Here is a 21,621-nt window from a genome sequence, read left to right as displayed (position 1 = left end):
AATGTTGTTGTAGAAATGGCTGAGGCGACGCGTTTGCCTCTACGTTGCGTTTACCTTTGATCTTCACTATGACCAGTATCCCTGGAATTTCCGTTGCCTCAACACCAAATGGCCCACTCTACACAGCCAAGGCTGTTTTTACCGTTGTGGGTATCGCTTGTATCGTTGGGTTTATCCTCAATATTTTGACATCTGCCATTCCACCTGATCCGATGGCTTTAGAGTGGCGGGTTGGACTTATGGAGCAGGTTAGCGGACGCGGAATTCTGCTGTTTTTGGGAACGGGGCTGATTTTATATGGCAGCTTAGAGCAGCGATCGCTGGCTCGTATTCTGGCATTGGTTTGTCTGATTGGTGGTGTTTTATTTCTGCTGTCAGGAGTACTGGTTATTCGGGATGCGTTGACGCTTCAAAATCAGGCTTTGGGCAACATTGATAGCCAACTTGAGCAACTGCAATCCCAAATTCAATCTGCGGACCTTCCTCCCGAAATCACCCAGAGCCGTCTGGATGAAGAACTGGTTCAGATTGAAGCCCAGGCCAGCGACTTTAAGCAAACTGCCCGCAGCACCACAACCAAGTCAATGGTGTCAGTTTTAGGCAGCCAGATTGTTCTTGGGCTGGGGTTTTTAAGCCTGGGTCGCTTTGGTACTAAGGCTACTCGCAGTACATAACTCTTGACCTATGAAGCTGCAAACATATCTGCAACCTGCCCTAGCCTGGTTTACGTCGCTTGCAAGCGATCGCCACGGGCGATTTGTGTTGCTGGGTCTAACGGTTGGTTTGGGCTATCTACCCGCCTGGATAGGCTACCTAGTGCCTAGAGTTTTGCAGGGCAAGGTGGGCTGGTTCTTGATTTTGTGTATGCTGCTGTTAGCGGGTGCCGAACTCTGGAATCGCCGCGCTGTATTGAATAAATTACAGGCTTCCGAGGAAGATCGACTGCTAGGCCATCTGCTGATTGTAGCTGGAGCAGGGCTATTCCCTTTTTGCCGCTTCGCGCTGTGGCCACAGGCATTTTTGTGGATGATTATCTTAGCTGGCATAGCCTGTAGCACCTGGGGAGCAGGTATATTTCGGCAATTTTGGGTGCCAACCTTTTTGATTGGTCTAACCACCTATCCGCGGATTGGGTTTGTATCTCGCTTTATTTGGGATTTTGTTGCCCCCTACCAATTTTTAGAAATAAAGATGGCCGAGGTCAGTGCGGTAGCGATGCGGGCAATTGGGTTTCCCGCCGTGCAGCAAGGGGTTTATATTACGTTCCCGGAAGGCGCGGTTGAGGTGGGCTGGGGTTGCAATGGCCTCGATATGGCGCTTTCAATTGCGGCAACCGGGTTCATTATGGGAATTTTATACAAGCAAAAGCCTCGCCAGATGGCAGCGCTGATTGTGGTTGCTGCGCTAATTTCCCTGGTGTTTAACATTCCTCGGCTGATGCTGGTGACTATTGCCCACGTGTACTGGGGCGAGTGGTGGTTTAATTTTTGGCACGGCTTTTGGGGTGGCCAAATTTTTGTTGGAGTTTTGCTCACGGTATACTATTACGCAATGATGGCGCTGATTGAGCGCTCTGAAAAAGCTGTAAAATCTAAGACTTAATTGAGCGCTGATTAGGTTACTCTGTTCAAACTAAGGGTGGCTGAAATTTAGCCGAACGAGTGTTCTGCTACTAGGATTAAACGCTGTTTTAGCTACTAATCAGTTCTTGTGATGACTGGGAATCTTTTAATTTCTATTCTTAGGCTAGAGATAGAGCTATATTAGAGAAAAGCTATGTTTGTAGAGCTTAGGTGAAGCACGAGTTTGGGGCTAGCATTTGTACGGAGATCAGCTTATACTTGCCTTATGGGTAAATACTGAGAAACAAAAACCAATTTTCTTGCACTACCAAAATCCATGAACGCTAGTTCTTGATTTAAGGGGCACTACCAGCAATAGCTAGGACATATAGGCAAGGACACTGTGTCCGAGGCATTAAAAGTCTCAATTTCCAGTGCGAGTGCTGATGTCCTGTATTTTTGATCAGAATGCTCAGACAAAATATTGTCCGCTGACATTCCTGATCTTTGTTCACCAATACCCCTTTTGAGGACTATGAAATCTATTTCAAGTTCGATTTTGTTGGCGGCCTTGGCCACTGGCGCTATGGTAGGGGCCGACCTGCTGTCAGCCCAGTCAGCACAGGCTCTGAGTTTTGACTACGATGCCAATACAATTACGCTGGACAGTACAAGCCTAAACACACCATTCACTGTATTTTTTTACGGTGGACTAATTGGCGCAAATAATGCTTCAGATCCTCTCAAAACGCAGGATCTACAAGCGGAAGCTATCCTAACCCTGACTGATTTCTCGTCTGACGCGGCTCAGTTCAACATCATCGTAAATAACAATTCTGGTGGAGGAATCACGGATTCCAGAATTTCTATTTTCGGGTTTGATGTATCAACTCCCAGCGGTCAAGGAACCTTTGATTTTGCTGGCAGTAACGGTGATGGCACTGTCAAAGCTTCTGGCCAGACACCTGGTATTTTCCCTGGCGGCTCCCTGGATATTTGTTTCAAGGGTGGCGGCAATGCCAACAATTGCACTGCCGGTGGCGGCGGCGGTGTCCTACAGGGCAACTCTTTTTCCTTCTCGCCAACCCTGGCCTTTAACGCCCCTGGGGTGACTTCTTTTACCCTGAGTAATTTCTACGTCAGATACCAAGGTATCGAGGGCGTTGTCGATGGGATAACGCTAGGCGATGCCAGTGGAGTCGGTAATCCTGGTGTGGTGCCGACTCCGGCGCTGCTGCCCGGTTTGCTGGGGCTTGGCGTAGCGGCCCTGCGCAAAAAGCAGGGTGATGCTGCTGAAGAGGCGTAAAGCTTGTCTTTAATGATTTGACGAGCGTTCTTAACGCATAAGGGTGTAGTTATGCTACGCCCTTTTTTTGTGGCTAGATAGGTTCGATTAGCACCAGCAAAAATACAGAAACAGGCTTGATACGTGCAAGAGATAAAGACGGTAGTTGTACGGACGACTTTAAAGATTTTATAAAGTTAGTCTAAACCCATATAGTTGAACGAACTGGTTGTTGTCGATGCGATCGCAATTTCCTCTTCCTTCACTATTCAGGGCTTTATCTACCCGTGCTTTTGGGTTGTCTCACGTGTTTTTGCTAAAAATCATTGTTTCTTTCCTGATTTTAATTTGAGGGCAAATAAATTTGCCATGATTCAAGCTTTGTGTTAGTTTTTGGACTGAAAAAGCTTTTTGAATTTGAATCAAAAGGTAATTTCTTGATTTTTGGAGCACACGATGAGACGACATTTGACGCAGATTCCCTGGAGAAAAAATGACGACTCAAAGTGTTCCCGCTGGTGGCAAAGGTATTGTCTTTATTGATGGTGCTGTAGCCGATGTTGATACCCTACTGGAAGGTAAATTACCTGGCTTAGATATTGTTTTTCTTGACTCGGCTAGAGATGGTCTTGGTCAGATTACCGAAACCCTGCGATCGCTCACCGAGCTAGACAGCATCCACATTGTTTCCCACGGTGAGGCGGGTAGCCTGCGGCTAGGGGCGACTACCCTCAGCGGCGATAGCCTCAATGCTTACGGTGCGGCTTTAGGCAACTGGCGCAGCGCTTTATCTGCCACCGCCGATATTTTGCTCTACGGTTGCGATGTTGGCGCTGGCAGCGTGGGTCAGTCGTTTGTGAACCGCTTTAGCCAGCTGACCGGAGCTGATGTTGCCGCCTCTGATGACATCACCGGTGCCGCCGGAGACTGGAAGTTTGAGCTGGTAACTGGCCAAGTTGAGGCCAATACTGCGTTTAGTGCCGAAGCCCAGACCAGCTATGCTGGCAACCTGTCCACAATAACCGTGACTAACGCCGCCAATAGCGGGGCAGGTTCATTACGGGCAGCCCTAGCGTCGGCACCAGCAGGCAGCGTAATTAGGTTTGCGTCGGGGCTGGCGAATCAGACCATCAAACTGACCAGTGGTGAGCTTGTACTCAATCGAGACGTAACTATTGATGCCACTGGAATTGCCAACCTCACTATCAGCGGCAACAACACGAGCCGCATCTTTCAGGTTGGAACCTCTCAAACGCCTATTAAGGCGACCTTTAAGGGATTAACCCTGATCAATGGCAACGGTAAGGGAGCCCAAGTGCCCGGTATGGGGGGTGCCATCAACGCCAGCAATTTTGCTCGGATTACGCTGGTTGACAGCCTCCTTAAGAACAACAAGGCAGGGCGGGGCGGGGCGCTTCAGGTGGGGTCTGGGGCTCAGGTCACCATCTTAAATAGTGTCTTCGACCGCAACGATGGCAGCCTGACCAACAATGGCAAGAGCGGCGGGGCCATTTCGACCAACAGCGCGGGCGGAACGGGCGGCTCCGGCTTTTTGGTGATCGAAAACTCTCGGTTCACCAACAATCGGGGCTTCAACGGCGGCGCGCTTTACAACATCTCAATGCCAGTGAGGGTCAAAAACTCAGTCTTTAAAGACAATACCGCCATTGGCAACGGCGGCGGCGCGATTTTTAGCGATGGGGCTGGCCCCGGCGGCCCCGGCACCACCAGCGGTGGCACCGTTCAGATTCAGGGCAGCTGGTTTGAAGGCAATCGGGCTAAGGGTGGCGGCGGCGCGATCTACGCCTGGGGTTATGGCTCAGACAAACTAGTGGTCGAAAACAGCACGCTGCTGAAAAATACGGTTAGCCTGAGCGGTAAAAATCTGGCTCGCGGCGGTGGGATAGAGGCAAACGGTGGTCTGGTTACCCTGCATAACGTGGGTATGGCCAACAACGTGGCGGAGATCCAGGGGGGTGGCCTTTGGGTTCAGACTAAGAAGGCCGTCGCTGTTACTAACAGCACCTTTTCTGCAAATCGGGTGACCAAAGACGCTGGCGGCGCGATGTTTCTCAATACGGATGCGGCTGCCCCGGTCAATATCACTAATGCCACAATTGTTGGCAATGTAGCCGGACGGGCCAATGGGGCGCTGTGGATGAACTACAGCAACAAGGGGTCGATTACCCTGCGTAACTCAATTGTGGCATTTAATACAGCAGGCGATCGCAGCCAAAATCAGGTTGGTTATCCTCCCCGCGATGGCGGCGGCAACATTGAGTTTCCGGCCCCCAGCGGGTCTGGCAAACGAGTGGCGGCCAGCAGTCGCATTGTCGATCCGCAGCTAGGACCGCTGATGAAGATTGGCGACGACCTGGTGCATCCGCTGCTGGCAGGTAGTCCTGCTATCAATGTCGGCGTTAAAGGCACTGGGGTGCCCGCGCAAGACCAGCGCCAGTTTGGCCGCGATTCTCTAGCCGATGTGGGTGCCTTTGAGCGCGGCGGACTGCCGACGACTGGCGGCAGCGGCATCGACGTTCTTTTGGGTACTTCAGCCAACAATAGCCTCCTGGGCAGCGGCGGCAGCGATACCCTTCTAGGCCTGGGCGGGGCCGATACCCTGACCGGCGGTACCGGGGCCGATCGCATTGTCTATACGGGGCGATCGCAGGCCGAGGCTCTGAGCCAGTCAACCCTGGCGGCGCTCGATCGCATTGTTGGGTTTGATGCCACCCAAGGCGATCGCATTCAGCTTGATTACAACCAAAATTTGCTCACGTCTGAGCGGCCAACGGGCGTGTTCAATGCTGGCTTGAAGACTGGCACGACGCTAGAGCAGGCGGCTCTAGCTGCGTATAGCGATAAAAACCAGTCTGCCAGTGGAGCGCAGGCCATGGCAGCAAACCAGGCGGTGTTTTTCCGTTGGGGAAGCCGCACGTTTTTATCGATCAACGACGGTGCCGCTGCCTTTTCTAAAAATACCGATCTGGTGGCCGATATCACCGGGCTGCGAATGGTCGGAGGGGATGCTAACGCAGGTACATTAAACGCTGCCAATTACTTCGCTTAGCTGCTCTAAGCCAGCAAGGGGTAATTCAACCAAAAACAAGCGGCGTAGTTAAGCTACAGGAGCCTCTGCCACTGTGGTAGAGGCTTTTACATAAGTAGGATGGTCAAATTAAACCCGGCTTAAGCTTCCGGGTTTTCTCCCTGCGGGAGACACGTCGTGAACGACTGTGCTCAACCCCTTGCTCAGCAACGGATCGAGCATTGAGCGGAGTCGAAATGCGTCGTATAGGTAATCAGACTTACCTCTTTGCAGGGATATCCAACCCATAAATATTTAGTAAAGTTGCGTAAAATCTGGCGGAACTAGGCGCAGCTTAGCGAAAAAAGCTCGGTAAGGCCGCAGTCTAAGTAGCCTCTAAATGACCTGTAGGATGCGCTGTCGTGCAGCGTAGCGCCTCAACCTGCGACTACGAGAGGTTGGGGCGTTAGGTATTGCCATGACAGCGCCCTGTTGTTTGGTCAAGAGCACTCACTTAGTGGCTCTCCTGCTGCCCTAAATCTCAGCGATATGTACCGGGAGTTTTGATATGGTTGGTGCTTCGAATTCAGTTTCTTCTAGCTTTGTAGATGGTCAAGGTATTGCCCGTATTGTCGGTATGACTTGTATTGTGGGCTTTGTTGTCGATATGACAGCTCTCGTCTTTCCGCTGGGGGCGGGTACAGCTTGGCGAGTCGGGCTGCTACTACAAATGGGCGATCGCAGCATTGTGTTGCTAATTGGTATTGCCCTTTTAATCTATAGCGCCTGGGAAAGTCAGGGCCTGCGAAAACTACTGGCCTACCTATCGTTAGGTTTGGGCGCATTCTTCTTGCTTATGGGCATGCTGGTTGTGCGGGATAGTTTTGCGCTTTATTCTCAAACGATCGCCAATATTGGCAACCAGGTTTCACAGTTAGAAACTCAGGTTGAAGCCAGTCGTTCTAATCCTGAAATTACCGCCAACGCCACCGAGGATGATTTTACCAATGCGGTGCGGGCAATTGAGACCCAGGCTGAAACCCTTCGGCAAAACGCTAAAACTAGCATTACGCGAAGTGGGGTGGCCAGCACCAGTAACTTTGCGGTAGTAGGTATTAGCTTACTTAGCCTAGGCCGTCTGTCGGCGGGCGCAAAAGGGCGAGGTGGCATGCGCAGCACCAAGAAAATGCGGCGATAGGTTTAGCAAACAGATTTAAGCCTGTTTGTTCGGTAGCCCTTTTGCTGAGGTAAGCATCGTTAATCTGTGGGTGCGCGATCGCGATGCCGTAACAGTTAATTAATCCGGCAGTTTCTAAATCCGGACTGTTTTCAATATCTTTAATAAAGGCTTAGGTAACGCTAAACCTCAGGAAAAATACTGAGAGATTTGAAGATTTAGCCTGAGCCTTTAATGGATGGACGTAAAGATATTTAGCATCGTTGTTCTACTCAGATTTGAGCTAAATCAAAGTAGAACCGGCGAAAGCTGTAGTTTGGTGCTGCTATCGAAAGTTTTAGATGTAAAGCACTAGGGGTTTGACGCCAGTGGGCTGAGCCAACCGTCACTGTCTGAGGCGGTGGAGGTGGGTACAACCCTGACGCTAACCCGATAACTCTAAAGGAGGTTGTTTTGAAGCCATTGAATTCTACAATTGCCCCCCACGGCGGTGAGTTGATCAATCGTACGGCTACTGCGGCCCAGCGCCAGGAGTTTTTATCTCAAGCAGACGTGCTGCCTCGGGTGCAGCTCGATGCGCGATCGCAGTCCGACCTCGAAATGATTGCAATCGGGGCCTTTAGCCCCCTGACCGGGTTTATGGGCCAGGCCGACTATACCGGCGTAGTCAACGACATGTATCTATCCAGCGGGCTGCCCTGGTCGGTACCCATTACCCTGTCGGTCTCTCAAAACGTAGCCGATAGCCTAAACGAGGGCACCCTGGTGCGTCTCGACAACGAGCGCGGTGAGTTCATTGGTGTACTGGAGCTAACCGAAAAGTACACCTACGACAAAGCCCACGAAGCCCAGCAGGTCTATCGCACTACCGAAGACAAGCACCCCGGCGTTGCCGTGGTTTACGCCCAGGGCGAAGTAAACCTGGCCGGGCCGGTGTGGCTACTAGAGCGTCAGCCCCACCCGCAGTTTCCTCAGTATCAAATTGACCCCGCAGCATCGCGGGCTATGTTTGAGGCCAAGGGCTGGAAAACCATCGTGGGCTTTCAAACCCGCAACCCCATCCACCGTGCCCACGAGTACATTCAAAAATGTGCGCTCGAAACCGTAGACGGACTGTTTCTGCACCCGTTGGTGGGAGCGACCAAAAGCGACGACATCCCCGCCGATGTGCGCATGCGCTGCTACGAAATTTTGCTGGAAAAATACTTCCCTGAAGACCGGGTGATTTTGGCGATTAACCCGGCGGCGATGCGCTATGCCGGACCGCGCGAAGCCATTTTCCACGCTCTGGTGCGCAAAAACTACGGCTGCACCCACTTTATTGTGGGTCGCGACCATGCTGGGGTGGGTGATTACTACGGCACCTACGACGCCCAGCACATCTTCGATGAGTTTAAGCCAGGGGAACTGGGCATTGTGCCCATGAAGTTTGAGCACGCCTTTTACTGCACCCGCACCGAGCAGATGGCTACCAGCAAAACCAGCTCCAGCTCCCCCGAGGAACGAGTTCACCTGTCGGGTACCAAAGTGCGCGAAATGCTGCGCCGGGGTGAGCTGCCACCGCCGCAGTTCTCCCGTCCTGAGGTGGCGGCTGAGCTAGCCCGCGCTATGCAGGTGCCCGCCGGGGTGAGCTAAGAACCCCTCGTTTGAGGCTGTAGGTTGGGTGGAGCGCAGCGGCACCCAACGATCCCAACCCTTGTTGGGTTTCACGTTGTTTCACCCAACCTGCCACTGACTACTGCGAAGACTGATGGTGGGCAGTGCCCACCCTACTGTTTAATAGTGTGAGAAATATTATGCAACAGCGTGGTGTAACGGTTTGGTTTACCGGGTTGAGCGGTGCTGGAAAATCTACGATCGCCCAGGCTCTGGCCGAAAAGCTGAAGAGCGAGGGCTATAGCCTAGAAATTTTGGATGGCGACATTGTGCGCACTAATTTAACGAAAGGGCTGGGGTTTAGCCGAGAAGATCGCGATGAAAATATTCGTCGAATTGGCTTTGTCTCTCACCTGCTAACACGCAACGGTGTGATTGTGCTGGTGTCAGCGATTTCGCCCTACCGGGAGGTGCGTGAGGAAGTGCGCGATCGCATTGGCGACTTTTTAGAGGTTTATGTCAGCGCCCCGCTCGACGTGTGCGAAGAGCGCGATGTCAAAGGGCTGTATAAGCGGGCCAGAGCAGGTGAAATCAAAGGCTTTACCGGCATCGACGACCCCTATGAGGCACCGCTAAATCCTGACATTAATTGCCAAACTCACCAGGAAACCTTGGAAGAAAGCGTCGCTAAGGTGATGGCGGCGCTGCAGCCCTATCTGCAAACCCACCGACGGGCCGAGGCGTTGGTTTAAGCCGCGTTCTTCTGCCGGTCAAAGGTGCGCTTTTTCCCAGAGTCTGCTCCATGTGTAGGGTGCATTCTCGGCCTAGAAATCCGCGCAAGGCCTCGCAAATTCTGCATTGGGGCCGCAATGCACCGCTTACGGTATCGAGATACTCGCTTGACGTAAGCGGTGCGTTACGGCCAGGGCAAAGCGTATTACCGTATCGAGATGCTCCCTTGATGTAAGCGGTGCGTTACGGCCAGGGCAGAGATTTTGCCTGTTTGCAGAGTCAGTCTGGGGCCGGGAACGCACCCTACGTATGATCGAGCTTTCGGCGGGTTCGATGGAACAAAATCTCTCTGTTTGATGTGTCCTGAAAATAGTCTTTAGTCATTTATTAAAGCGAGACATTGCACTATGCAAATCAGGCAGATTAGGCAATGGCGACTAACATTTAAACCTAACTCGTATGGATTATGGATAGCCCTGGCTGGGGTGGGGCTGGCTGTCGTTGCTCTGGGGCACCTCAACCCTGACGCATCATTAGGACTGTCGTGGCAGGGTTGGTTGACGTTAGCTACCATCGCCCTCACCTTTGGAGCCAATGCCCTCACCAACCTGCCTGCCGAAATTGTTTTTTTGGGGGGGCTGGCCGTCTTGTTAATTACAGGCATTCTGGATGCTGACACCGCGTTGGCAGGCTTTAGCAACGCCGGTATGGTCACCGTGGGGGTGCTTTATGTCGTCGTCGCTGGGCTTCAGCAAACCGGCGGATTGACCTGGGTTTCTCAACAGGTGCTGGGGTTGCCCAAAAGCCAAAAGCGAGCGATGGTGAGGCTGATGGTGCCGGTGATGGGTTTGAGCGCGGTGCTCAACAACACTCCGGTTGTGGCGATGTTTATTCCAGTCGTGGGGGACTGGTGCCGCAAGCTCAAGATCAACCCGTCTAAGCTAATGATTCCGCTCAGCTATGCCTCAATTTTTGGCGGGGTTTGTACCCTGATTGGCACCAGCACCAACCTGGTGGTCAACGGTCTGCTCATTGATGCCACTGGCAGCGGTATTGGCCTGCTGGATATTGCCTGGGTGGGAGTGCCCTGCGCGATCGCCGCCTTCATCTTTTTACTGCTGACCCAGCGCTGGCTGTTGCCCAACCGCAAGTCGGCCTTCAACACCAGCGATGACCCTCGTCAGTACACCTTAGAGATGTGCGTGCCTGCCGGAAGCCCCATGGCCGGTAAAACGGTAGAGCAAGCGGGGCTGCGCCATCTGCCAGGGCTCTACCTGGCCGAAATTGTGCGTGGCCCGCAGGTCATCCCCGCTGTTGGCCCTAAGGAAGTGCTGCGCGATGACGATCAGCTGGTGTTTGTGGGGGCGATCGATTCGATTGTTGATCTGCATCGGCTGCGGGGGCTACAACCGGCCACCGACCAGGTGTTTAAGCTCGATACCCCTCGCCTGGGGCGCTGCCTGACCGAGGCCGTTGTCTCAGATACCTGCCCCCTGGTTGGCAAAACGGTGCGAGAGGGCGAGTTTCGCACCCGCTACAACGCCGTGGTGCTGGCCGTAGCTCGTAACGGCGAGCGGCTGCGGGGCAAAATTGGCGATATTCGCCTGCGCACTGGCGATGCCCTGCTGCTCGAAGCTAACCCCGTGTTTGAGGCTCAGTATCGCTCCTCTAAAGATTTCTATCTGGTCAGCACGGTGCCCGATTCGACCCCTATTAACCACGACAAGGCCCCCATAGCCCTGTTCACTATGCTGGGCATGATTGTGCTGGCCTCCTTTGGCTGGATGTCGATGCTGCATGCGGCAATTTTGGCGGCGGTTGTGATGGTGGCTACGGGCTGTTGCTCTCCCCACAAAGCTCTTGCGAGCATTGAGTGGTCGGTGCTGCTGGTGATTGCGGCCTCCCTGGGGCTGGGGCAAGCGATGGATTCAACCGGAGTGGCGACAGCAATGGCCGATGTGTTGCTGGGGCCAGCCGACAGCAACCCCTGGGTGGCGTTAGTTTTGGTCTATGGTGCCACTACGCTATTAACCGAAATTGTCACCAATAATGCGGCGGCGGCGCTGATCTTTCCGGTGGCGATCGCCCTGGCCAAGAGCTTAGGCGTCGATTTTATGCCCTTTGTGATTGCCATTATGGTCGGGGCCTCGGCTAGCTTTGCCACCCCCATTGGTTATCAAACCAACTTGATGGTCTACGGCCCTGGCGGATACCGATTTACCGATTTTTTACGGGTCGGTATTCCTATCAATCTGCTGTTTTGGCTGATTACAGTCGTGGTGACGCCCCTGGCCTTTCCGTTTTAGCCCGCCATAATGGCTTGGCTAATTGTTCATATCGTTCCTGCGCTCTGCGAGGAATGCTTCAAATGGCGCTCCTGCGCCCCCGCCTGAGGAGACGCAGGAGCGTCCGGGGAGGTGGTGTCAACGCTGGAGCGTTGGCACGATAAAGATAAAACTATATTCCTAATTAACCTGAGGTTTTATGGCTTACGAACAAGAGAGAAAAGTTGCTATTGAAGCCGTTCGGCAGGCGGCAACGCTCTGCGAAGCAGTGCGATTAGAAATGGTGCCCGAGGCAATTGAGAAACAGGATAAAAGCCCGGTGACCGTCGCCGACTATGGCTCGCAGGCCATTATTTGTAGAGCGTTGGCCACGGCCTTTCCGCAAGATGCTGTCGTGGGTGAAGAAGATGCCGCTACGCTCAGTGAGCCAGCCCTAGCGCCAGTTTTAGCCAGCGTTACCGCTCAAGTTAACCGCGTTATTGCTGGGGCAACCGATGACGACGTACTGAGCTGGATTGACCACGGCAACGGCGAGGTTGCATCCCGCTACTGGACTCTCGACCCCATTGACGGCACCAAAGGCTTTTTACGGGGTGATCAGTATGCGATCGCTCTGGCTCTAGTGGTCGATGGTGACCTGAAAGTCGGGGTGCTGGGCTGCCCCTTTCTCAGCTTTGATGGCCAGGAACCCGGTTTGCTATTTGCGGCGGTGCGGGGCGAAGGCACCGTCATGATGCCCCTGGCTGGCGGCACACCCAAACCCATTCACGTGGCCAACGCAACCGATGTAGAGCGCCTGCGTTTTGTTGAAAGTGTTGAATCGGGCCACGGCGATCAGACTCAGCAAAAGGCGGTTGCGGCAGCGGCGGGAATTACCGCCCCATCCATTCGCATGGATAGCCAGGCCAAGTACGCCGCCGTTGCCGCCGGACAAGCGGCGCTGTACCTGCGTCTGCCCTCGCCTAAGACCCCTGACTATCGAGAGAAAATTTGGGATCATGCAGCGGGCACCCTGGTTGTGCAAGAGGCCGGGGGCAAGGTTACTGACATGCACGGCAACCCTTTAGACTTTGCCAAATCAGCCCGGTTTGAAAACAACCGAGGGGTAGTCGTGAGCAATGGCGCTATCCACGAGGATGTGCTCAAGGCCTTGAACTAGAACGAAATTAGGACAAGTACCCTGTAGGGGCAAACAACCGTTTGCCCCTGCAAATCGGGCGTAGGAAGGCAAGATTTTGTATAACCTGAGTTCCCAGGATTAAGCGATCGCCGGGGGTAAATGTTCAGGTAAAAGGCACTCAACTACTGGCTACTGCGCCGCGATTCCCCAGCGGGTACGCTTTGATCTCGCCCCACTCCCGGCACCAGCGAGATCAAATCCTCAATATTCTGCTGCATGGTGCGGCAGATCGCGTCTAGCGGCAGGTCGTTGGGGTCGTGGCCGAAGGGGTTTTCGATCTCAATGCCGATCTCTTCAATGCCAAATACCGCAAAGCTAATCAGCCCCACCAGCAGGGGCGTACCCCAGCCCACCGAGTCCACCATTTGAAAGGGCAGGGCCAGGCAGTACAGCATCAGCAGCTGCTTGAGGTGAATGCTGTAGGCCACCGGCACAGGGGTTCTCAAAATGCGCTCGCAGCCGCCCAGGGCATCGACGAGGCCATCCAGAGTCTCCAGGCAGTAGGTGAGCTGGTAGGGGTTGAGGGTGCCTCGCGCCTGCTGGGTTTGCAGGTAGTCGGCCACCCAAAAGGCAATTTCTAGAGGGGGGCTATTCATCTGCCGCAGTTTGGCAAACTGATCGGCGCTTAGCAAATTGGCCAGTTCGGCACTGGGGGGCTCGCCGCGCAGGTGCAGCTTCATCGCGACGGCAAAGGCGGGCAGCAGGCGCACGGCAGCTAGCTTGGCCTCGCGATCGCCGGGTTCAGGCGTAGCGATCGCCACCCACATTTGCCGGGCCAGGTTGCGGGTCAAATTCACCACGCTGCCCCACAGCTTGCGCCCCTCCCAAAACCGCTCGTAGGAGGTGTTGGTGCGAAACACCAGCAGCAGACCCAGCACCAGGCTGGGCACCAGCGACCCCAAAATTGGCGACGCCACCGGCCAGCCCCGAGCGTAGAGCAGCAAAATGCCTACTGAGAAAGCCGCGCACAGCAGCACCCGAGGCATGACCGCCGGAATTACCGATCCCCGCACGCTAAACAGCAGCCTGAACCAGTCCTGCTCGTAGCGGCGAACGTCGCGCTTGGTCGTTTGATCGGGCACCCGCTAACTCTCCCTCATAACTTCAAGAGATACTACACTCAGCCGTAATGGGTCCACATCCGCAGAACTTTTACGGTATTTTCAGCCTCTATAACTTCGTAAACGAGGCATGCTGAATATTAATTCGGCGTGAATAGGCTCCTGCAAGATCGCCAACGAGCTTTTCGTAAGGTGGCGGATTTTGATAGGGATTGCCCTGAACGATATCCAGCAATTCTTGTGCTTTGTAGCGGAGATTGCTAGCTGCAAGTTTCTTGGCATCTTTCTGAGCTTGTCTGGTGTAAACCAGTCGCCAAGTCACCAATCCAGCTCCTGGGCGCAGTCTTCGATTGGGGTATCTAACCCTGCTCTGATCGACTCTCGCATGCCTGGAATTGACAGCAGGTAAAGCGTTTCCTGTACGGCGTTCCAGTCTGACTCCGACAACAAAACAGCGTTACCGTGCTGACTGGAAATCACAATCGGTTGATGGGACTGACTCACTGATTCAATTAGCTCAGATAACTGTGACTGGGCTTCATGTATAGGCAGCATGAGGAATCACGCCTTTATTGAGAATTTACCGTGGCTTTCCTAACCATAGCTCACGCTATTTTCGATCTGGCCGCTGAAGTACAGGCTCAGACCGTGACGGCATAGTCGATCAGCTGCAGCAAGCGCGATCGCAGCGTCTCCAGGCCCATGCGCTCGGTGGCGGAGATAAATAGGGCGTTGGGGTATTCTTCCTGGGCGATCGCCAGGGTTTCGCTGCTGACCCGGTCAGCCTTGTTAAACACCAGCAGCATTGGCCCCGGCACAATCGGCATGTCTTTGAGAATGCGCATCACCCAGTGAATCTGGTCTTGCCAGGCCGGGTGCGACACATCGACCACATGCAGCAGGGCATCGGCTTCGGTCACTTCTTCGAGGGTGGCGCGAAAGGCATCCATCAGCGAGGCGGGCAGCTCTTCGATAAAGCCCACGGTGTCGGTGACCACTAGCTGGGTAGTTTCGTTGGTCTCGGGGTCGGTAATGGCCAGGCGGCGGGTGGTGGGGTCGAGGGTGGCAAACAGCTGGTCGGCGGCGTAGACCTCGGAGTTGGTCAGGGTGTTGACCAGGGTTGACTTGCCCGCGTTGGTGTAGCCCACCACGGCGATCGAGGGCAGGTTGTCGTCCTGGCGGCGGTGGCGCAGGCGGGCGCGATGGGCCTGGAGCTGGTTGACCTCCTGCTGCAGCTTATTGATGCGGCGCTGAATGGCGCGGCGCTCGGTTTCTAGCTTGGTTTCACCGGGGCCACGGGTGCCAATGCCGCCCCCCAGCCGCGACATGGCCTGGCCGCGCCCTTTGAGTCGAGGCATCTGGTATTCGAGCTGGGCCAGTTCGACCTGGAGCTTACCGGCCCCGGTTTTGGCCCGCTGGGCAAAGATATCGAGAATGAGTTCGGTGCGATCGACCACGCGCAGGCCCACCATGTCTTCCAGGTTACGCACCTGCATGGGCGACAGATCGCGATCGAACACGATCAGGTTGGCCCCCACGGTTTGGGCAGCCAGAGCAACTTCCTGCACCTTACCGGCTCCCAGTACGGTCTGGGGATGAGGGCGGGGGCGTTTTTGGTAAAGGGTGTCCATCACTTCGCCACCAGCGCTGTCGACCAGGCGCTCTAGCTCTTCAAGGCGGGTGTGAAAGTGGTCGTCGCTCTGATCCTGAGTAAAAAGACCGACGACGAGGACGCGATCGCGCTCGTCCTCTACCTGTAGCGCCGTAAACGCGCGGCTAAACTCGGCCTCTAGCCCTTCGGCCAGGGCGAGAAAGTCCTGCTGAGCGAGATCCTCCAAATCCATGGGGTCTGATACCAGCCAGCGCTGCTCGGGGTGGGGCACCAGGTGAGCCAGGTAGGCATTTTGAATGTAGCCCGTGGCACCGCCGCCCCGGCGGGTAAAGCCGGTGCCCGTCAGCGCCAGCACCGCCAGCACGTCGAGCCGCTGCAGGGCCATGGTGGTGAGAATGGCCTCGCTGGGCGGGTCGAGCTCAAACTGGGTAGTTACGCAGCGAATGCCGCTGAGGCGCTCGGCCCCGTAGCGCGGCAGCTCTGAGGGCGGAATTTGGGTTTGCCTGAGCGTACCCACGCCGACGCGAATCACCTGACCGCGCCGGTTGATGTAGGCGCACAGGGGGCTGTCGAGGTCGGTGCTGACCGCTGCCAGCCGCTGGGCAAACTCGGGGGTGACCACGCAATCGCCCGGCAGCCGCTGGTGGTAGAGGCGCTGAAGCTGCTTGAGCTGGCTGGGTTTGAGACCCTTCAGATTTCCGTAAACCGTTTCGATAGGGCTAGTTCCCTCCTGGGATCGATGGGATATGCCATAGTAATGGGGCCGAAGTGAGAGCGTCAACGACAGCCATGACATCACAATATTCTAACGATCGCGCTGGCGATCGCCGCCAGGGTAGCTTTATTCGCTGGTCAACCTCAGCTCGGCGGCAGGATCAGAGCGATCGGCTCGATCCCGGTTTTGTGGTCGATCGCAAACGGCTTTACAAGTATTTAGATTCTTTAGAGGGGCTCTCAGGCGAATAGGCCGTCCGGGGCCTGGCCTGGGCATCTGACCAGGGTAAAAAAATTGAAAATTGGCCGGTTTCGGTCTATAACACTCCTAAAGTTGAATACGCTCAATGAGAATTGGGTGTATCCTTGTTTCGAGTTTGACTCCGAGCCCATTTGAGAAGTGGGGTTCTGTCTGTGGAAGCTACATTTCCTGAGCTGGGCTCGGCATACTATTAGACCTTAACTAAGCCCCTGGGATAAGCCGTCATGAGTGACTATCAATCGGATACTGCATTTACAGAGCCCGTAACGCCGGTTCCCGACCCGGTACTTGACGATTCAGTAGTTGACGTAGCAACGTCAGAATCGACCGCTGAGAGCCTGGGAGAAGAGGCCACCCGCCAGGTGCAGATAGTGTGGGACAAAGTGTCTGGGCTGCTGGGCGATCTGCCAGACTACGTGTCTGTATTTTTTAAGCGCTATCGTCGGCCCATTGTGACGGTAGGTTTGATTATTGCCGCCATTATTGCGGTTAAGCTGGTGCTGGCTCTGCTCGACGCCATTAACGATTTTCCGCTGCTGGCCCCCACCTTCGAACTCATTGGGCTGATCTATAGCGGCTGGTTCCTCTATCGCTACCTGCTCAAAGCCTCCAATCGGCAAGAGCTGCTGGGCGACATTGCCGCCATCCGCGACCAGGTGTTGGGGAAAGGCTAAGTCGACAATCTCGGTACGGTTAACTGCCCCCTGTAATTCGCGATCGCCCTTCCTATACTGGTTGTAGATGCAACGGGTGGTTGCGCGGTCGTTAGAGCCCAGGGGGTTCGTTTGCTTATGGCGCAAGAAATGGCGCAGACAAAGACAATTACCCAAGCCGTAGAGCGTTTGGGCTATCGGGTAACCGTAGGCGATGTGGCCGCTGAAGCCGGTATGCCTTTGATGGAGGCGCAGCAGGGGGTATTGGCCCTGGCCTCTGAGGTGCAGGCGCACCTTCAAGTGGCCGAGTCGGGCGAGATCGCCTACGTCTTCCCTAAAAATATTCAGGCCATCCTGTGGAGCAAGTCCTGGCGGCTGCGATGGCAGGCGGCCTGGGAAAAGGTGTGGCGGGTCCTGTTTTACCTGATCCGCATTTCCTTTGGCATTCTGCTGATTTTGTCGCTGGTGCTGATTGTGGTGGCGATTGCCGTGATAGCGATCGCGGCCAGCAGCGCCGGGCGCGACGACAACGATCGCGGCGGTGGCGGCGGCGGCATGATCTTCCTGCCCCGCATCTGGCTGGGGCCAGACATTTTTTGGCTGTTTGACCCCAGGAGCGATCGCCGCCGTCCGCCCCGCACCAAGAGCGAAATGAACTTTTTAGAGGCGGTGTTCTCGTTTTTGTTTGGCGATGGTGACCCCAATGCCGACCTCAGCGATCGCCGCTGGCAGAGCATTGCCCAGGTGATTCAGGCCAGTGGCGGGGCCGTGGTCGCTGAGCAAATCACTCCTTTTCTGGATGATTTGGGCAAAGGCTGGGACCGGGATCTCGAAGACTTTATGGTGCCGGTGCTGAGCCGCTTTAACGGGGTGCCCCAGGTCAGCCCACAGGGCGGCATCGCCTATCAGTTTCCAGAACTACAGGTGACCGCCAACGAGCGCCGTCGCCTGCGGCCACCCCAGTTTTTGCGCGAAATTCCTCGCCGCTTTAGCCAGGCCAGCTCGGGCCAGATCATGGCCGCTGCCGGTCTGGGTGGGGTCAACCTGATTGGGGCGCTGGTGCTGGGCAGCCTGCTGCAAGACCAGACGCTGGTCTACCAATTGGGGGGCATTGTCGCCCTGGCCAATTCCCTCTACTGGGTGCTGCTGGGCTACGGCTCGGCCTTCTTGGGCATTCCCCTGGTGCGCTACTTCTGGGTGCAGCGGCAAAACCAGCGCATTGAGGCGCGCAACGCCGACCGCGAGCAGCGGGCCGCAGCACTCGACCAGCTGACGCCAGACCAGCGCGAAAAGCTCGCCTTTGCCGAAACCCTCACCGGGCAGACAGTGCTGGGTACCGACAACCTGGCCTACACCACCGAGAGCGACCTGACTGACCAGGAAATCGAGCAGAAAGACAAACTCGATGCCGAGTGGCAGCGGTTGCTGGAGCAGCGGCGGCAGGGAAGTTAAGGCATGAGGACGATGAGGAGATGAGGACGATGGAGAGAATTGGCTCTAATCTTCCTCAGCTTCGCCATCCCCTCATCTTTAGCTAACGCGGATCGACGATCGCGCCCACAAACAGCAGCGTGCCGGTGTTGCGATCGCGGATGGCGGCGATGAACGGGCGATTGACCACCATCTCGAAGGGTGAATCGGGCGGCAGGGCGATGGAGGTGGGCATGATGCCGATGGCGGTGCTGGCGGCGGCTTCGGTGCCTGCTTCGTTGACCTCGATAAAGGTTTTGTGGCGCACCTGGTTGATAAAGGCTTCGATCTCGGTGAGACCCGAGAAATTGGCCTGGCCTTCGGTGAAGGCGATGCCCATGCCAAGGGCTTCTAGGGCTGGGATCAGGTCGGCTTCGTACTCAAACTGAAATTTGGGCAGCTGGATGTTACCGGGGCGCGATCGCATTTGGTTCATCCAGCTCTGCCAATTTTCGGGCGTCAGCTGAGCAGAAAGCTCGGCCAGGTTGGTGCCAGGGGCGGGCAAGATTACCTCAAAGCTGAGGGAGCCGCTGCCGTAGGGCAGGCTTACGGCCTGAAACTGGTCATTCTCCAAATAAAGATAGTCGCCTGTCTGGGCCATCAGGGGATGCTGAATGGTGTCGCCATTGGCCAGGGTAAAGGGGCGATCGCGGGTTTGGTCGGGCTCAAAAGCCTCGCTCCAGGCTCCTTTGAAGTAGACAGCATTGACCAGCACCAGGAGCTGATCGGCGCTCAGCTGGTCAACAATGGTGGGAATGCGATCGCGGGTCTGGGCTTTGACCCAGGCGTTAATGCGATCGGCGGCGGCGGGCAGGCCAAAGTTGAGGGCGGCGACTTCGGCCCCGTAGGTGGTTTGCATCCGCTCGATGTAGTCGGCCCGCACGGGCAGATTCTCATTCACCCAGAGGGAATTGGCGATTTCTAGCGCCACCTCGGGGTCGATCTGGCTCAGGTGCTGGGTTAGGGCCTGGTTGCCCGCGTTGAGCTGATCGATGTCCAAACCCTGAATTTTGAGGGCGTCGGCGATCGCCATCTGAGTTTCGCCGCTGGCACCGTTGTAGGCCATCGCCAAAGCCAGGGCCACGCTGGTGGGCGACACCAGCACGTTTTCATCGGGCGTTTCTTGCCGCAGCTGCTCAAACAGGGCCAAGCCAAAGTCTAACTGGGCCTGGATCAGTTCTTGGTTCATAGCAGGGGCCGCAGGGGAGTTTTGGGCTGAACGGTTGGGGGCAGGGGTAGGGTGGGGGGCAGGGGGCTGAGCCTGAAGCTGAGTACAGCCCAGGGTTAGGGCGGCTAACCCAACCGAAAGCGCGGCCCACCTCATCCATCGGTGTTCCATAGCAAAGTATTGATTTACGCTGCCCCTACCTTGTCACGGGGAAGCGGGGCCAGTAGGTGCGGTTTCAGGAATAGAAACAGGGGCTGGCCTGTTCAGGTGAGATCGCCGTTACGGCTTTCTATCAAATCCGAATCGCATAAACCCCGATTCTCAGCAGGAGCTCATGTAGGGGCAAACGGTGTTTGCCCAGGCCAACCGGGGGTAGCTAAGGCGGGTTCAATAGCAGGCTAAACTGCCCTGGCGATCGCCACACAGTCCCCAAACGCCGCGTCGGTCTTTACCCCCTGCCAGTCCATCGACGGAATCGCCGCCCGATAGCCCTGGGCCTGTAGCGCCGCGATCAGCTGATCCCGGTTGGGAATATCCATTTGGCCCCGCCGCCCGATTTCGCCAAGGGGGTAGTAGTAGGGTGGTAGATCACTTTCCTCGGCCATTATCGCTAGCAGCCTGGCCTGCGATCGCCAGCCCCATCCCTCTGCTAACCCCTGCATCTCCGCCAGGGTTTCCCCATCGTGCAGTGATCCCAGCCACAGGGGTCCGCTCATTACAGGGGTTTCCTGCGTTCCGCAGGGGCAGGACATCCGGCCCAGGTGTCGCCAATCCACCGTTTGAAAGTGCCCGCAGCGGTGGCAGTAGGCCAAAAAGCCGTAGGTCTCCTCCGTCAGGGTTGGCTTGCTCACCAGCCGCACCATCACCCGGTGCACCTGGCCCGTAAACAGCGAAAATACGGGCTCGATCCCCAGACCTCGGGCGGCGGCGGTCTGGGCGGCATGGCCAATGATCAGCCGCAGCCCCTGCTCGTGAACGGCGGGGTGCGATCGCGCACAGGCCCCGTAGGTGCGTAAGCTGCGTTCTGGGTCGTGACCGCTGGTGGCGCGGCCATCGGTGCTGGTCAGGTAGAGCAGGCCGCCCAGGCGTGTGGCCCACAGCCCAGTGCTGACGTAGGGCGAGGGGCCACCAAAGTTGTCGATATCGACCAGGTCGTAAAAGTCGCGCTGCTGGTAGCAGGTAAAAAAGACCTGGTTGGCATCCTGATGGGTGAGGCGACAGGTGTTGGCGGGCAGGGCGGCGAGGTTTTGGCTCAGAATGTTGGCCAGATCGGGGTTGCCCTCGTTGGCCCAAACCCAGTCGGCCTCCGCCTCTAGCCCGTAGCGCAGGGGGCGCACGCCGCAGCCGGTCATGGCGTCAAGCACCCGCAGCTGCCCGTGGCGCTGGCGATAGACCGTGGCAGCCAAAATAGCCAGGTCGCGGGCGATCGCGCTCTGGGGCCGGTAAAAGGCCAACCCCACGCTAAAGGTGGCCTTGCCTTCTTGAACTAAATCCTGGGTTAACCCCACGGTCACCCGGCAGCCTCCACGGCACGGGCGATCGCCGTCTCCAGGGTGGGTTTGTCGAGCTCGGTGAGCACAAACACTTCTTGGACAGTCTTACCCTTGCGGGCAATCAGCTTAAAGCCGCCGCGAATGGGCACCGACACTTTGACGCGCAGCTCGGGCGAGTGGGCTCTTACGTTTGCTATGACTCCTGGGGTAACGGTGCCAATGCCGGACTGTTCTAAGAGGCGTTCGAGGATGGGAATCAGCCCGGGCAAATGGGTGGAGTGGTTCCAGACTAGGCGACCGTCCGAGGCTTGTGTCATATGAGGATTTAAGAAAGATTTAAGAA

The 21,621-nt window shown here is 55.9% G+C and carries 18 protein-coding genes and 1 pseudogene; 12 read left to right on the top strand and 7 right to left on the bottom strand.

All coding sequences use genetic code 11. The annotated features are described in order from the left end of the window. Positions 1-68: 68 nt before the first annotated feature. The 9 genes from hpsJ-C (ACQ4N7_RS06410) (at position 69) to ACQ4N7_RS06370 (ending at position 12,824) form a co-directional block, all read left to right on the top strand. Positions 69-674, top strand: coding sequence for an HpsJ-like protein, cyanoexosortase C-associated (gene hpsJ-C, locus ACQ4N7_RS06410; RefSeq protein WP_430710784.1), 606 nt, complete (start codon positions 69-71; stop codon positions 672-674). A gap of 10 nt (positions 675-684) precedes the next feature. After that, positions 685-1,602, top strand: coding sequence for a cyanoexosortase C (gene crtC, locus ACQ4N7_RS06405; RefSeq protein WP_430710783.1), 918 nt, complete (start codon positions 685-687; stop codon positions 1,600-1,602). Positions 1,603-2,097: 495 nt separating this feature from the next. After that, the gene (locus ACQ4N7_RS06400; RefSeq protein WP_430710782.1) at positions 2,098-2,868 is read left to right on the top strand and encodes a cistern family PEP-CTERM protein; all 771 of its coding nucleotides are present in this window, start codon (positions 2,098-2,100) and stop codon (positions 2,866-2,868) included. A 472-nt stretch (positions 2,869-3,340) separates the two neighbouring features. Next, positions 3,341-5,917, top strand: coding sequence for a DUF4347 domain-containing protein (locus ACQ4N7_RS06395; protein WP_430710781.1), 2,577 nt, complete (start codon positions 3,341-3,343; stop codon positions 5,915-5,917). A 526-nt stretch (positions 5,918-6,443) separates the two neighbouring features. After that, the gene (gene hpsJ-C / locus ACQ4N7_RS06390) at positions 6,444-7,073 is read left to right on the top strand and encodes an HpsJ-like protein, cyanoexosortase C-associated (RefSeq protein WP_430710780.1); all 630 of its coding nucleotides are present in this window, start codon (positions 6,444-6,446) and stop codon (positions 7,071-7,073) included. A 432-nt stretch (positions 7,074-7,505) separates the two neighbouring features. Further along, the gene (gene sat / locus ACQ4N7_RS06385) at positions 7,506-8,687 is read left to right on the top strand and encodes a sulfate adenylyltransferase (protein WP_430710779.1); all 1,182 of its coding nucleotides are present in this window, start codon (positions 7,506-7,508) and stop codon (positions 8,685-8,687) included. A 149-nt stretch (positions 8,688-8,836) separates the two neighbouring features. Beyond that, on the top strand, positions 8,837-9,400 hold the full coding sequence (gene cysC / locus ACQ4N7_RS06380) for an adenylyl-sulfate kinase (RefSeq protein WP_430710778.1): 564 nt from the start codon (positions 8,837-8,839) through the stop codon (positions 9,398-9,400). A 387-nt stretch (positions 9,401-9,787) separates the two neighbouring features. After that, positions 9,788-11,686 carry an SLC13 family permease gene (locus tag ACQ4N7_RS06375; protein ID WP_430710777.1) on the top strand — a complete coding sequence of 633 codons (1,899 nt, stop codon included), beginning with the start codon at positions 9,788-9,790 and terminating at the stop codon, positions 11,684-11,686. Positions 11,687-11,864: 178 nt separating this feature from the next. Then, positions 11,865-12,824, top strand: a complete 960-nt coding sequence (locus ACQ4N7_RS06370; protein WP_430710776.1) for a 3'(2'),5'-bisphosphate nucleotidase — start codon at positions 11,865-11,867, stop codon at positions 12,822-12,824. A gap of 143 nt (positions 12,825-12,967) precedes the next feature. Here ACQ4N7_RS06370 and ACQ4N7_RS06365 read toward each other — a convergent pair whose 3' ends face one another. From ACQ4N7_RS06365 to hflX, 4 genes and pseudogenes are all read right to left on the bottom strand, one after another. Further along, entirely contained in the window at positions 12,968-13,927 is a 960-nt protein-coding gene (locus ACQ4N7_RS06365) for a bestrophin family protein (protein ID WP_430710775.1), read from the bottom strand. A 38-nt stretch (positions 13,928-13,965) separates the two neighbouring features. Continuing rightward, a pseudogene (locus ACQ4N7_RS06360) lies at positions 13,966-14,228 on the bottom strand (Txe/YoeB family addiction module toxin). Continuing rightward, on the bottom strand, positions 14,225-14,461 hold the full coding sequence (locus ACQ4N7_RS06355) for a type II toxin-antitoxin system Phd/YefM family antitoxin (RefSeq protein ID WP_430710774.1): 237 nt from the start codon (positions 14,459-14,461) through the stop codon (positions 14,225-14,227). Before ACQ4N7_RS06355 ends, ACQ4N7_RS06360 begins: the two are co-directional and overlap by 4 nt. Positions 14,462-14,547: 86 nt before the next feature. Next, on the bottom strand, positions 14,548-16,314 hold the full coding sequence (hflX, locus tag ACQ4N7_RS06350; protein ID WP_430710773.1) for a GTPase HflX: 1,767 nt from the start codon (positions 16,312-16,314) through the stop codon (positions 14,548-14,550). Between hflX and ACQ4N7_RS06345 the strand changes: the two genes are divergently transcribed. The 3 genes from ACQ4N7_RS06345 (at position 16,308) to ACQ4N7_RS06335 (ending at position 18,599) form a co-directional block, all read left to right on the top strand. Beyond that, on the top strand, positions 16,308-16,484 hold the full coding sequence (locus ACQ4N7_RS06345) for a hypothetical protein (protein WP_430710772.1): 177 nt from the start codon (positions 16,308-16,310) through the stop codon (positions 16,482-16,484). The genes hflX and ACQ4N7_RS06345 overlap by 7 nt on opposite strands. Before the next feature lie 234 nt (positions 16,485-16,718). After that, the gene (locus ACQ4N7_RS06340) at positions 16,719-17,168 is read left to right on the top strand and encodes a CAAD domain-containing protein (protein WP_430710771.1); all 450 of its coding nucleotides are present in this window, start codon (positions 16,719-16,721) and stop codon (positions 17,166-17,168) included. 129 nt (positions 17,169-17,297) lie between these two features. After that, positions 17,298-18,599, top strand: a complete 1,302-nt coding sequence (locus tag ACQ4N7_RS06335; RefSeq protein WP_430710770.1) for a hypothetical protein — start codon at positions 17,298-17,300, stop codon at positions 18,597-18,599. An 82-nt stretch (positions 18,600-18,681) separates the two neighbouring features. Here ACQ4N7_RS06335 and ACQ4N7_RS06330 read toward each other — a convergent pair whose 3' ends face one another. The 3 genes from ACQ4N7_RS06330 to ACQ4N7_RS06320 all read right to left on the bottom strand — a co-directional run bounded on the left by ACQ4N7_RS06330 (position 18,682) and on the right by ACQ4N7_RS06320 (position 21,595). Then, entirely contained in the window at positions 18,682-19,956 is a 1,275-nt protein-coding gene (locus ACQ4N7_RS06330) for a serpin family protein (RefSeq protein WP_430710769.1), read from the bottom strand. A 227-nt stretch (positions 19,957-20,183) separates the two neighbouring features. Beyond that, positions 20,184-21,299: a tRNA (guanine-N1)-methyltransferase gene (locus ACQ4N7_RS06325; protein WP_430710768.1), complete on the bottom strand. Its 1,116-nt coding sequence runs from the start codon at positions 21,297-21,299 to the stop codon at positions 20,184-20,186. Further along, entirely contained in the window at positions 21,296-21,595 is a 300-nt protein-coding gene (locus ACQ4N7_RS06320; protein WP_106867967.1) for a DUF2103 domain-containing protein, read from the bottom strand. The genes ACQ4N7_RS06325 and ACQ4N7_RS06320 overlap by 4 nt, the downstream gene beginning before the upstream one ends. Positions 21,596-21,621 lie beyond the last annotated feature (26 nt).

The organism is Nodosilinea sp. AN01ver1, assembly GCF_050565655.1.
Classification (GTDB): domain Bacteria; phylum Cyanobacteriota; class Cyanobacteriia; order Phormidesmidales; family Phormidesmidaceae; genus Nodosilinea.
This window is presented reverse-complemented; position numbering and strand designations above follow the sequence as displayed.

Coding starts and splice junctions, on each gene's coding strand:
- ACQ4N7_RS06340 (WP_430710771.1), top strand. CDS start 16,719: ATGAGTGACTATCAATCGGATACTGCATTTACAGAGCCCGTAACGCCG.
- ACQ4N7_RS06330 (WP_430710769.1), bottom strand. CDS start 19,956: ATGGAACACCGATGGATGAGGTGGGCCGCGCTTTCGGTTGGGTTAGCC.
- ACQ4N7_RS06395 (WP_430710781.1), top strand. CDS start 3,341: ATGACGACTCAAAGTGTTCCCGCTGGTGGCAAAGGTATTGTCTTTATT.
- ACQ4N7_RS06345 (WP_430710772.1), top strand. CDS start 16,308: ATGACATCACAATATTCTAACGATCGCGCTGGCGATCGCCGCCAGGGT.
- hpsJ-C (WP_430710780.1), top strand. CDS start 6,444: ATGGTTGGTGCTTCGAATTCAGTTTCTTCTAGCTTTGTAGATGGTCAA.
- ACQ4N7_RS06370 (WP_430710776.1), top strand. CDS start 11,865: ATGGCTTACGAACAAGAGAGAAAAGTTGCTATTGAAGCCGTTCGGCAG.
- ACQ4N7_RS06335 (WP_430710770.1), top strand. CDS start 17,298: ATGGCGCAGACAAAGACAATTACCCAAGCCGTAGAGCGTTTGGGCTAT.
- crtC (WP_430710783.1), top strand. CDS start 685: ATGAAGCTGCAAACATATCTGCAACCTGCCCTAGCCTGGTTTACGTCG.
- ACQ4N7_RS06400 (WP_430710782.1), top strand. CDS start 2,098: ATGAAATCTATTTCAAGTTCGATTTTGTTGGCGGCCTTGGCCACTGGC.
- ACQ4N7_RS06320 (WP_106867967.1), bottom strand. CDS start 21,595: ATGACACAAGCCTCGGACGGTCGCCTAGTCTGGAACCACTCCACCCAT.
- ACQ4N7_RS06375 (WP_430710777.1), top strand. CDS start 9,788: ATGCAAATCAGGCAGATTAGGCAATGGCGACTAACATTTAAACCTAAC.
- hflX (WP_430710773.1), bottom strand. CDS start 16,314: ATGTCATGGCTGTCGTTGACGCTCTCACTTCGGCCCCATTACTATGGC.
- hpsJ-C (WP_430710784.1), top strand. CDS start 69: ATGACCAGTATCCCTGGAATTTCCGTTGCCTCAACACCAAATGGCCCA.
- ACQ4N7_RS06355 (WP_430710774.1), bottom strand. CDS start 14,461: ATGCTGCCTATACATGAAGCCCAGTCACAGTTATCTGAGCTAATTGAA.